At 44.6% G+C, this 11,742-nt stretch carries 12 protein-coding genes; 2 read left to right on the plus strand and 10 right to left on the minus strand.

Going from position 1 to position 11,742, the window contains the following annotated elements:
- A partial coding sequence (locus tag JXL83_07795; protein ID MBN2364019.1) for an L-seryl-tRNA(Sec) selenium transferase occupies positions 1–1,523 on the plus strand: 1,523 nt, incomplete at its 5' end.
- A gap of 3 nt (positions 1,524–1,526) precedes the next feature.
- Positions 1,527–3,455, plus strand: coding sequence for a selenocysteine-specific translation elongation factor (gene selB / locus JXL83_07800; protein MBN2364020.1), 1,929 nt, complete (start codon positions 1,527–1,529; stop codon positions 3,453–3,455).
- Here the strand turns inward: selB and gltA are convergent, their stop codons facing one another.
- The 10 genes from gltA to JXL83_07850 all read right to left on the minus strand — a co-directional run bounded on the left by gltA (position 3,456) and on the right by JXL83_07850 (position 11,667).
- A complete protein-coding gene (gene gltA, locus JXL83_07805; protein ID MBN2364021.1) occupies positions 3,456–4,823 on the minus strand; it encodes an NADPH-dependent glutamate synthase in 1,368 nt (455 codons plus the stop codon).
- 441 nt (positions 4,824–5,264) lie between these two features.
- Positions 5,265–6,089, minus strand: coding sequence for a sulfide/dihydroorotate dehydrogenase-like FAD/NAD-binding protein (locus JXL83_07810; GenBank protein MBN2364022.1), 825 nt, complete (start codon positions 6,087–6,089; stop codon positions 5,265–5,267).
- Positions 6,090–6,098: 9 nt separating this feature from the next.
- Positions 6,099–6,947, minus strand: a complete 849-nt coding sequence (locus JXL83_07815) for a hypothetical protein (GenBank protein MBN2364023.1) — start codon at positions 6,945–6,947, stop codon at positions 6,099–6,101.
- A gap of 166 nt (positions 6,948–7,113) precedes the next feature.
- The gene (locus tag JXL83_07820; protein ID MBN2364024.1) at positions 7,114–8,748 is read right to left on the minus strand and encodes a CPBP family intramembrane metalloprotease; all 1,635 of its coding nucleotides are present in this window, start codon (positions 8,746–8,748) and stop codon (positions 7,114–7,116) included.
- The gene (gene folK, locus JXL83_07825; GenBank protein MBN2364025.1) at positions 8,729–9,220 is read right to left on the minus strand and encodes a 2-amino-4-hydroxy-6-hydroxymethyldihydropteridine diphosphokinase; all 492 of its coding nucleotides are present in this window, start codon (positions 9,218–9,220) and stop codon (positions 8,729–8,731) included. Before folK ends, JXL83_07820 begins: the two co-directional genes overlap by 20 nt.
- A gap of 52 nt (positions 9,221–9,272) precedes the next feature.
- Positions 9,273–9,674: a hypothetical protein gene (locus JXL83_07830; GenBank protein MBN2364026.1), complete on the minus strand. Its 402-nt coding sequence runs from the start codon at positions 9,672–9,674 to the stop codon at positions 9,273–9,275.
- Positions 9,675–9,683: 9 nt separating this feature from the next.
- Positions 9,684–10,115: a hypothetical protein gene (locus JXL83_07835; GenBank protein MBN2364027.1), complete on the minus strand. Its 432-nt coding sequence runs from the start codon at positions 10,113–10,115 to the stop codon at positions 9,684–9,686.
- A 5-nt stretch (positions 10,116–10,120) separates the two neighbouring features.
- On the minus strand, positions 10,121–11,020 hold the full coding sequence (locus JXL83_07840; protein ID MBN2364028.1) for a DUF4097 family beta strand repeat protein: 900 nt from the start codon (positions 11,018–11,020) through the stop codon (positions 10,121–10,123).
- Positions 11,021–11,044: 24 nt separating this feature from the next.
- Positions 11,045–11,182, minus strand: a complete 138-nt coding sequence (locus JXL83_07845; GenBank protein MBN2364029.1) for a hypothetical protein — start codon at positions 11,180–11,182, stop codon at positions 11,045–11,047.
- Between the two features lie 128 nt (positions 11,183–11,310).
- Positions 11,311–11,667, minus strand: coding sequence for a DUF2089 family protein (locus tag JXL83_07850; GenBank protein MBN2364030.1), 357 nt, complete (start codon positions 11,665–11,667; stop codon positions 11,311–11,313).
- Between the last annotated feature and the right edge of the window lie 75 nt (positions 11,668–11,742).

An 11,742-nucleotide genomic window follows, 5' to 3' on the forward strand; every position in this document is an offset into this window, starting at 1 on the left:
AGGATCTGGTGGTCCAGCTGGTCTTCAAAACCAGTAGCGGCCGGATAAAACCGTCCGTGGCAGGTTCGATTCCTGCCCTCTCTGTTTGTAAATCTTTAACCGGACGGTGTTTGATCAAAAAGGAAATATCAGAAATAAGAAGGATCCCGAGCGTCGAAGCGTTTCTAAAAACTCCAGAGTATGTAAAGATGTCTGAAAAATACGGGAGGAACGCTTTAGTATATTCAGTCAGATCCGCTTTGGACGAAATCAAAAAAAGCGAAGATCCGGGTTTGATTGATGATATAGAAAAAGAAACGCTTGCAAGAACACGTAAAAAACTCTTTAAAATCTTTGATTCCGGACTGCGTGAAGTGATAAACGCGACCGGTGTTGTCATACATACAAATCTCGGCAGATCCTCTCTCGGAGAGGAGGTCGTCAGAGAGATGTCGAGTGTTTTGACGGGATACTGCGATCTGGAATTTGATCTTTCCAGGGGAGAGCGGGGGAAAAGAACCGAATGTGTGGAAGAAGCTTTGAAATTCCTGACAGGCGCTGAAGCCGTCGCCGTAGTCAACAACAACGCGGCCGCTTTGATGCTTGTTCTAAGCGTGTTTGCCCGAAAAAAAGAAGTCGTTGTATCAAGAGGCGAACTTGTTGAAATAGGCGGATCTTTCAGAATACCTGAAATTCTAAACGCTTCGGGCGCAAAAATGGTCGAAGTCGGCACGACGAACAGAACCAGGATATCGGATTATTCACAGGCTATAGGTCCGAGAACGGCAATGTTATTGAAAGTGCATAAATCAAACTATGTTATAAAAGGCTTTACGGAAGAAGTTCCGCTTGAAAAACTGACAGAACTGTCAAAGAAAAAACAGGTTCCTCTGCTTTTCGATCTTGGATCCGGATGTGTCAACAACAGGATTCACAGGATATTTGCTCAAGAACCGGACGTCAAAAGCGCTGTCCTTTCGGGAGCGGATTTTGTCTGCTTCAGCGGAGATAAGCTTTTCGGAGGTCCGCAGGCGGGAATTATTTGCGGAAGAAAAGAGAACATAGACAGGCTGAAGAAGGCTCCGTTGATGAGAGCGTTGAGAGTCGGAAAACTGACACTTTCGGCACTCGGTTCAGTTTCGGTCAGGCATGCAGTAACTTCAAGCGTCCCTGAGGGCGTTCCGGTTTTGAGAATGATGACATCAGATCCTGAAGGCGTCAAAGCAAAAGCGACAAAATTGGCCGATTTGATCGTTCAGAGGGGTTTACAGGCGCGGATCGAGAAAAGCGCTGGCAAAAGCGGGGGAGGTTCCCTCGCCGATTTGGACATTGAAAGCTATTGCGCGATTGTAGAGTTTTCGGATAAAAAAGATAAGAAAAAAGCCCAGAGGATATATAATGGACTGATGGCGATGAAAAAACCTGTCGTCGCCGTTCTCAGAAAAGGGGAGCTCGCTTTCGACGTATTGACGGTCGAAGAAAAAGACCTGAAATACATAGCGGATTCCACAGGCTCGATATATGAAACGCTTCAAGAGATATAAAAGTTGAAACATTTCATCATGGGAACGGCGGGGCATATTGACCACGGAAAAACCCTGCTGGTCAAAGCCCTGACTGGGATTGACTGCGACACTCACGCCGAAGAGAAAAAAAGAGGAATAACCATACATCTCGGGTTCGCGCACCTGGATTTTGCATCAGGTGAAAAAGTAGGAATCGTTGATATGCCCGGGCACAAAGATTTTATTCACACTATGGTTTCCGGGGCAAGCGGTATTGACATAGCGCTTTTGGTAATTTCAGCCGACAGCGGCATTATGCCCCAGACCAGAGAGCACCTCTGGATAATGCAGACCCTGGGAATTGCAAAAGGTCTTGTCGCGATGACAAAGACGGACATAGTGGATGCGGAAACGGCCGAAATTGCGGAGGACGACATAAGATCTTTCACCGCGGGAACTTTTCTCGAAAACTGCCCGGTTGTGCGGGTCTCTTCGGTTACAGGCAGCGGAATCGAAGCCCTGAGAAAGGAAATTCACAGACTGATAGAGGGAACTGAACCGAGATCGGGTGAAGGTATTTTCAGGATGTACCCCGACAGAATATTCAGTGTTCCGGGTTTCGGAAGCGTACTCACCGGCTCCGTGATTGAAGGAAAAATCAGAAAAGATGCAAAACTGTTCATGCTTCCCGGCGCTAAAAAAGAATACAGAATAAGGCGTATGGAAAGGCACGGCTCTGAAGCCGATGAAATATACGCCGGCGACAGAGCTTCGATAAATCTGGCCGGATTGGAGCGGGAAGAATTCGTCAAGGGTAACCTTTTATCGGACAGGGATCTGGCTCAGACTAAAATGCTGGACGCCAGGATTTCTTTGTTCAGGGACGGACGAAAGATTCATGTATGGTCTAACGCAATATTTCTTATAGGAACACATGAACAGCAGGCGAGAATTCACTTGCTCAGCGCGGACGTTCTGAAACCGGGAGACTCCGGAGACGTTCAAATGCACCTGTCAAAGCCGATAGCGGCAAGATACGGCGACAGATTCATAATAAGGAGCACGTCTGACGACTGCACTTTAGGAGGGGGTTTCGTGGCTGATGTTTTCCCGTTACATCACAGGAGGAGGACGGCGAAGCTTAAGGAAAAAGCGGCAGAAATCGCCGCAGGCGGAGTGGCGTTTGCCGTTGTCGAAGAGATCAACAAAAAAGGCGGAGTCGCCAGATTGTCCGACGTCTCCAATTCAATGAACATTCACGAAAATCATATTTTAAAGGCTCTCGATTCGGGCAGGGGGAAGATCATGGTCTTGCTGCCTTATAAAAACGATTTCATAATAATAAAAAAAGAAGAAGAAATTTCAGTCAGAAAAAGGATACCGTCCCTGATAAACGGTTTTACTGAAAAAAATCCTCTGCTGAACAGAGGTCCGAGCCTCGAGGAAATAAAAGGTGCGGCTTATGCGAGAAAGAATAATGTCTTTGCGGACCTTCTTGCCCTGATACTCGAAGACATGAGAAAAAAAGGTGAAATAGAGAAAAAGGGCGAGAACTGGTCCGTCACCGGCAAAAAGGACGGATTGGACCCCAGACTTTTGTCGCAGGTCGAGACAATGGAGAAATTTCTCGAAGAATCAGGCGTCAAAGTTCCTAGGTACGAAGAATTGGCCGAATACGGGGGACGGTTCAATATATCTGAAAAAGAATTGAAGCTCGTTTTGAATTATCTCGTGCAGACCAAAAAAGCTCACAGAATAGAAGGCGAATATATTTCGGCTAAAATCGCGGACAAGGCCAAAAAGTTACTGAAAAAAGCGATGGAAGGCGCCGAAAACGGCATAACCGTTGCCCAGTTCAGGGACCTGATGGACGCAAACAGAAAACTGTGCCTTCTTCTCTTCGCACTGTTCGACAGTGAAGGTTTCACCGTCCGCAGGGGAGATGTTCGGTTTATCAAAAAAAATATCTGATCACTCTTTTCTCAAATAATTGTCAATGTCGGAGGCGGCGTCTTTTGCGGCTCCCATGGCGAGAATTACTGTAGCCGAGCCGGTCACGATGTCTCCGCCTGCCCAGACGCCCTCCAGAGAGGTTTTGCCGGTTTCCGGGTCAACATCAATGTAGCCCCATTTGTTCCTTTTCATGTCCTGAGTGCCCTGAAAAAGAACTTCATTGGGTCCCGTGCCTATTGCCATTATTACCATGTCGCAGCCAATTTCGTAATCGGATCCTTCCAAAGGTTCGGGTTTTCTTCTTCCTGAATCGTCGGGTTCGCCGAGTTTCATTTTTATACAGGTCAATCCGCTTACGTTTCCCCGTTTGTCCTGATTGATCGCTGTGGGATTTGTCAGGAGATGAAATTCTATTCCTTCGTGTTCTGCGTGGACGATCTCCTCTTTTCTTGCAGGCATTTCGTCTCTGGAACGTCTGTAAACAAGAGAGACTTTTTCGGTTCCGGGCGACCTGAGAGCCGTTCTCGCGCAGTCCATGGCGACATTTCCGCCTCCTACAACGGCGACCCTTCTTCCCCTCGGATTGGGAGTGTCAAAACGCGGAAACATATATGCTTTCATCAGGTTCATTCTGGTGAGATATTCGTTTGCAGAAAATACGCCGGGTGCGTTTTCACCGGGTATGTTCATAAACTTCGGCAGGCCTGCTCCTGTGGCTATATACACGGCGTTGAATCCGAGCTCGTCGAACAGTTCATTTATTGTGAATATTTTGCCAATAACATGATTGGTTTTGAAAATGACTCCGAGTTTTTTCAAATAATCTATTTCCTGGCGGACGATTTCTTTCGGAAGACGGAACTCGGGAATTCCGTATACGAGAACGCCTCCGAGTTCGTGAAGAGCTTCATAGACTACTACTTCGTGGCCGAATTTCACCATCTCGGAAGCCATTGTAAGACCGGACGGACCCGATCCGATGACGGCGACTTTTTTTCCTGTTTTCGGGCATTTTGGCGGGATGTGAACTCCCATGGCTCTCTCGTAATCGGCTACGAATCTTTCGAGATTCCCTATAGCCACAGGTTCTTCGCTTCTTCCAAGTATGCATTTGGCTTCGCATTGTATTTCCTGGGGGCAGACTCTGCCGCAGATGGCGGGCAGCGAGTTGGTCTCCTTTATTTTCCTTATTGCGCCTATCATGTCATTTTCACGTATACAGCCTATGAATTCCTTAATGTCTATGTTTACAGGACAGCCTTCGATGCAGGTCGGCTTTTGACATTGCATGCATCTGTAAGCTTCGAGTGCCGCCTGTTCCATTCGGAGACCAAGAGGAACTTCCTCAAAATTCTTTATTCTTATGTAAGGGTCCTGTTCTGTCATTTTCTGCCTAGGTATGCGGATTTTAAGCCACCCTTCGTCCTCTTTTTCAAGTCCGTGCCAGGTACAGCCCTTTTTCGCGCAAATGTAAAAAGGAAGAAGGCGTGAATATGCCGAAACGAAGATTCTGGCAATTTTATGGTCTCCGAGCTCGCATTTTCTGGTCTCGACTATGAAAGATTGACTGCAATAAGGGCAAAAAATATCATCGGCTGTCGCTCCTTCCGGCATCTCTATCGTCAGCTCGACATCGAAAATATTGAGATAAGGGCTCAGTTTCAGTTTCCCTTTTTTACCTTCGTATTCGATCCCGACCTCAACGAATTCCGTTTGTTTCTGGGGATACTTCTTGTTAAGCCCTCTGTGGCAGTTCGGGCAGTAAGTCTGGAGTTTCGAGCCGTATTTTATGTACTTAAAGTCAGTGATACTGTTCATAGACACCGCCTATCTTATTGAAAAAAGAAGGGATTCCCGTTCCTGGATCATATAAGCTCTCAGCCTTTTCTCGAGTTCGTCGAAATCAACTTTGTGTCCGTCGAAGTCCGGTCCGTCAACACAGGCGAATTTCGTCTTTCCGTCCACCGTGCATCTGCACACTCCGCACATCCCGGTGCCGTCGAGCATAATGGGATTGAGGGAAACGAGGACCGGTATGTAGGGATTTTTTGCTGTTTCGACGCACGCGCGCATCATGGGTGTCGGCCCTATAGCGACAATCTGTTTGACGTCTTTTCTTTTTGAAATGACGTCTTTGAGGACATCGGTTACGAAACCTCTGATGCCGTATGAACCGTCGTCTGTGCAGGTGATAAGCTGGTGGCTGATCTGATTCATTTCTTTTTCCATTATTATCAGAGATTTTGTTCTGGCTCCGATAATTGAAATTATCTCGTTGCCCATTTCATATAATGCTTTTGTCAGATGGTGAAGGATTGCTATACCAGTTCCTCCTCCGACGCAGACGACCGTTCCGTACTTTTCGAGATGGGTCGGTTTGCCGAGAGGACCCACCACGTCTTTTATGTTTTCCCCAATTCCGAGATTCCGCAGTATCGCAGTCGTTTTCCCTATCACCTGAAAAATCAGCGTGATGGTGCCTTCTTCGACGTTTTTATCCGCAACGGTCAGTGGTATTCTTTCCCCTTCATTTGTGGCTTTGACTATTACGAATTGCCCGGGTTTCACTTTTCTAGCTATGTCTTGCGCCTTGACAGTAAACTGGCAAATCGTGTTCTCGGCCATGCTTGTCTTTTCGATAACAGGATACATAAAGCTACTCTACCATTCCAGACTGTCTTCAAGTTCTATGAGTGCGAGATCTTCGTCGCTGACTCCGTGCCAGTGGCAGTTTTTTCTCGCGCAGAAAATGAAATCTACGAGTTTTGTCATTGCGGAAACCTTGAAAGACGCAGTTTTGGCTTCGCATTTTTTGCACGCAGTTTCGTCCAAGATCAATGTGTGACGGCAATGCGGACAGATGAGATCGGAAACTTCTTCGCCGTCGGGCAATTCTATTGTGGATTTGTGCGAAAACGAGTTAAGGTGGGGATCGAGAAACAGAAAACCTTCGGTGTTGTCCATGCCTTTGACCAAAAGCTTGACCGTGTTCTTTTCATTCAGAGATCGTTCGCAGAACGGGCAGTAGCAGTAAAGGTATGCGCCGGAAGAAATAATCTCCTTATCGGGAGCAGGGTTGATGTTGTCTATCTTTATATCGGCGTTGCCGGCCCAACCGAATTTATCCTCGAACATTTTCGCGGCATGTTCCAGGTCCTTGAATTCGATGGAGTGGTTTTTACAACCTCTTCTCGTGCAGAAATTTACAAGCCCCCCTTGTTCGAGAGCCACTGAACACAAAAGAGCCCCGCATGAAGAACAGGTGATTTCGTCGGCGAGATTTTCTCCGCAGTGAGGGCAGAAAAAATCAGCCGTTTTGCCGTGATTCATATCTACGCCAATTTCGTGAGAGTAATCTCCGTAAACTGAACTCAGCCGGACCCACGATTTTTTCCCCTCAATTTTTACATCAAATAAAACACTCGGTTCCCCGTTTATTCTGTGAGCGGAATCCATCAGAGAAGCTCCGCACTTCGGACATTTTACAGCAAGATTTATGTTGGTCAGCATATCTTCCTCCCTTATTTGTCAAAAATATTTATGTGAACGGAATTTATAAGCCGGCAACATCTGAAGAAAATCGGCTTTTAAAGTATTTTTGTATTTCATATAAATTTAATCCAGAAAAAGTAAAACACTAAAAATCAATATTTTCAACTGAAAATTTGCTAATGCTCTAAGAGCGGAGGAAACCGCCTGTTTTGAAACATCTCCCCGAAATAAAAGATGTTACCGGAATTAATAAAATCCAGAAAATACACAAAAAAGTGAGAAATTGATTTGAGGGAGGCGAATTTGCTATCAAAGGTAAATTGAATATGAAAAGATCGCACAGGTAATGCGCCGAGACGACTGTGAGAAGATCGGTTTTCAGGTAAACCACCGACCAGAAAACTCCGATACATGTCATGACTAGTGCTCTGCCCCAAAAGGGTTCGGCGGGCGGGAGGAAGTTGAGAGTAGAATGAGTGAGGCCGTATACGAGTGAAGTAGCCAGAACTGCCGCAAAAGTGTTTTTGAACATTTTTTTGGTCAGCATGGTCCCGAAATGTCTGTAACCGGCCTCTTCGATTATGGCGATGAGCAGGAAATAAAGAGCCGAAGAAAGTGCGGGTATTCTGGAATTCAGTATGTAAAGATAAAATCCCCGGGGCTGGATGTCGTAGGAAGAGGGGAAAAAGGCCTTAAACCCAAGACACAGAAAAGCGTATATGCCGCCGCTTATCATCCCGATAAAAACCCCCTTGAGCAGGGAACGGCTTGCATCGGCGGACAAAATGTTTTTACTGAAAATTTTTTTGAAAGTTTCTTCCTTACGACTGTTTTCCGATACGGCCAGGATGTGTCCTGCAAAAAGTATGGAAATGAAAAGAACCAGAATCTGTATCTGTCCAATGACTTCAAAAACCGTCCATCTGACTGAAAAAAGAAACTTCGGCCAGAGGGGGTCCCATGAGGCGAAAATGATAGGGCTTTCGAGGAGTATTGTGGCTAACCAGCAGAGCGACACGAGGATTATTACAGGTGAAAAAACAGGGACAAAATTGCCTGCTCCGTTCATTTTTCTGATGAGAGTGATAAAAGCGAAAATTCCTCCGGCGCTCATGGCTATGTAACCCAAAATCGTCAGCGACTCTCCTTTGCTTTGAACGGTTTTCAAAGAATCGGAAAAAGATGAAGGAACATACAGCCTCCTCTGAAATCCTGAAATATCTCTTCCCGCCATTGAAAAGACTGCGATTTCCCTGCAATTGTCGTCCGGAAACAAATATCTTTCGAAGATTATTTCGTAATCGGTCCTGTTTATAAGGACGGTTCTGTTGATTCCTTTTTGCGTCCAACCTTCTGACGGAATGAATTTAACTGCAATTTCGACCGCTTCGTTTTCAGTGAGACTGTCGCCGGGCAAGTCGTCGTGTAGAATTCTTTTCCAGCTTATTACTCCTGAATCCGGGTGGCATGAGACGACAAAAAATTCACTGTTTCCCGGTTTTTTGAAATACAGGTCGTAGTAGTAAATTTTGGTACCGTTCCTTATGAGTCCCTGTGTCGTTTCTGTTCCGAGGGCGGATTCTGTGTATGAAAGGGCGTCTTCGTCGCATTTTAAAACGGCTTGGCATTCGTGCGAACTGAGGTCGTATCCGCAACTGCGCATGTGATTTCTTGCGGCAGATTCAATTTCGCCCGAAGGAATCGTCATATCTGCTATCGGGAAAAAGCGCGGCAGAGACCAGACAAAAAAAGAAAGCGAGAAAATTGAAATTGAAACGAAAAGAGTATTTTTTAGAAAATCAGAGTATTTTTTTTTCAAAAAGACACCCTTTGAAGTTTGATTCGCACGTCGATAAAGCCCTCTTTTTAAGAGGGTGTTTCCAGTCAGGATTGATCTCCAACATGGCTATAACCGTAGCCGGTCTGGAGTCAAAACGCGGATGAGGAAGTATCAGCCTGTTGTCGGCGTAAATCCAGCCGTTGTAGTCGATAATGTCAATGTCAATAATCCTCGGAGACCAGCGTTTAAGCCTGTCTCTTCCGATCTTGTTTTCAATTTCAGAAATTATGGAAAGCAGGGCAATCGGCGTGAGAGGTGTACGGACTTTTAAAACAGAAGTCAGGATTGACGGTCCTTCGGCTCCCAGAAATTCCTCTTCGTAAAGCGAGGATTCGGATTCGGCGAGGATTAAAGGCAGGGTTTTGAGAGCCGAAACCGCGAGCCGGTGATTAAATTCCCGCCATCCTTTATTTGAACCCACGCTAAGATAAACTTCTGCAGTAAACCGCATAGGTTCATATAATATCACGAATGAAGATTCGAGTCATCAGCACCCGGAATTTTCATCTCTCTATGTATATTCTGACTGTGTCTCCTTCCGAAGAAACCACGTTGACGAGGTCGTCATCCAAATCTTCCATTGATTCATCCAAGTTTAAAAGCAGTTCCTTGAGGTTTATTCCTTCTTCTTCCAGTTCGAGTGCAACATTTTGCGGCAACATTTTATCAATAGCTTTTACGAGTTTCAGGGGCACCGAAATCTTGACGTTGTCGCCGTCTGACGACACAACGTCAATCTTGATTTTTCCTTTGGCAGGATTGCCTGAAGGCATGATTTTTGCCTGTTTTTGTTTCTGAGACTCCGAAGATTTGGCTTCGCTGACTGCGTTTAGAAGTTTTTCGGCTTCCTCTGCCGTAATTTTGCCCTCGTTTAGCATTTCGAGTATTTTTGCTTTTTCGTTCATTTTATCCTCCTAAAATCTTATATTTACAACTACATCTTTTTTTGACACCAGAGAAAAATTCAAGTCGTCTTTTATACCGAGAAGAGGCGCTTTTTTCACGAATAAATAAATATCGGCTGCCATCAGCAGAAAAGGTTTGAAAACCGAATACCTGATTACGGCATGTTTGGATTTGACGAATACGTAAGAGTCGAAAATGCGCGAATTCGGTTCTAAACCGAAATTGAGAAGAACATATTCCAAAGCGCTTGCCGAAAGGTAAAACTGGATTATTATTAGAGCGGCGATGTTGAATTTTAAAGACGCCATGAAAAGCAGAACGAATAAAATGGCCGTCACTGCGTTGAGCGCCAATCCTGCCCATATGTTCTTTTTTATTATGACTCCTTTGACGACTCCGTAGAAAAACAGCGCCGGAAAGAAGTATAATGCCGCAAGCATTTTCGTCACCTTATGGCTTTTATAAGTTTTTCTGCCGAGTCTGCGTCGAGTTTGCCCTGCGACACCATGTCGAGTATCTTTTCAATGTTTGCGGCGTTTTCATCTATTTTAACTTCTTTTCTGTCGGGAAAATTGTCGAATTTTGAGAAGATCTTTCTGAATTTGGGTAGGTGAAAAGCGCTCATTTCGGCGAATTTATCGGAAAGTTTCGAAACATGGATTTTTTCTTTCGGATATTCACCTTCTATTTCGATTTCACCGTTGAGGGATTTTATGAACAATTCGGCTTCTCCGGAGTATTCATTCACTGTCAAAGAAGTGTCTCCGGAAAGCGTCTTTATCTCCGAATTCTTTGAAAGTGAAAAAGATCCTTTTATGACTACGTCGCCTGAATAGCTTTTTAATTCGACGAAATTAATTGCCGCGTCCACTATCTCGATGTCACCGCTGTATATTTGTGTTCTCATGGAGCCCGAGTATGAATCGCATTTCAAATCGCCGCTGTACACTTTGAAATCGGCGTCTGCTTTCGTCTTCCCTTTTAGGGACAGGTCGCCGCTGTAGACAAGAAATTTACCTTTAAAATTCATGTCTTTTGTCTCTACGTCGCCTCCGAAAGAAATCACGGATCCTTCGGTTTCCGTGAGAGACGGTATTTTTACGGTTACGAATTCGACGTCTGACGGCTCCCTGTGAAAGCTCCTCATCCACGATTTCTCTTTTTTCTCTTTCAATTTCAGCTTTCCGTTTTCGAGGGTGACTTCAAATCTGTCTTCAGCGGCATTTTTTCTCAATTCATCGAATTCGACTTCAATGTCGTCTCTTTCTTCGAACGATATACTGAGATCGCTGTTTCTCAGGTTTATTTCTATTCCGAGGTTTCCCTCGGGTTTTGAGAAAGTCATTTTTCGCTCCTTGTTAATTGCCCGTCAACGGACGGCTTGTTTGAGCAGGTTGTATTTATGTCCGAGATCAGCTCTTTTTCCCGAGAATAAAATTTCTCCCGTGATTGTTTTTCTGAAAAAGTTTCTCACGGCGCTGGATTGTCTTATTTTTTGAGATTTCATTTTCGGCTCCTTTCACCAAATGAAAATTTTATTGCCGATGAAGAATATTTCACCGTTTTTTATCTTTCTCGAATAAGTTCTCGAGAAAAATGATGTCCTGCCTCTTCTTGTTTTCATTTTTTTTCCTTTCATTTTGATTTTTCAATTATTTCCATCGCCTGTTCGTAAGTGATCTTTCCTTCTTTGAGAAGATCGAGCACTCCGCCTACGTCGGTTCTTTCTTCGTCAGGGTTTTTATCGTCGACTCCGAGCGCGGATTTAGCTTCTCTCAAAAGGCTTTTGACTTTCGGATAGGAACAGTTCAAAATTTTTTCAACTTTTTTGATGTTTCCCTCGGTAAAAACAAATACTTTAATGAAATTAAAAATTTCTTCGGGAATGGACGGCGACGGATCGAAATCGCCTATAATGCGTATCTTACAATCAAGGCATTCGACCTCCTTTATTTTCATTTCTCTTTTGCAGTAAGGACATTTTTTTTCCATGTTCGACCTCCTTTATATTCAAGTATAGCAAATATATTTATTTTGTCAAGTAAAAATATTAATATAGTTAATATA

Source organism: candidate division WOR-3 bacterium, from assembly GCA_016934535.1.
Taxonomy (GTDB): domain Bacteria; phylum SDB-A; class SDB-A; order SDB-A; family SDB-A; genus JAFGIG01.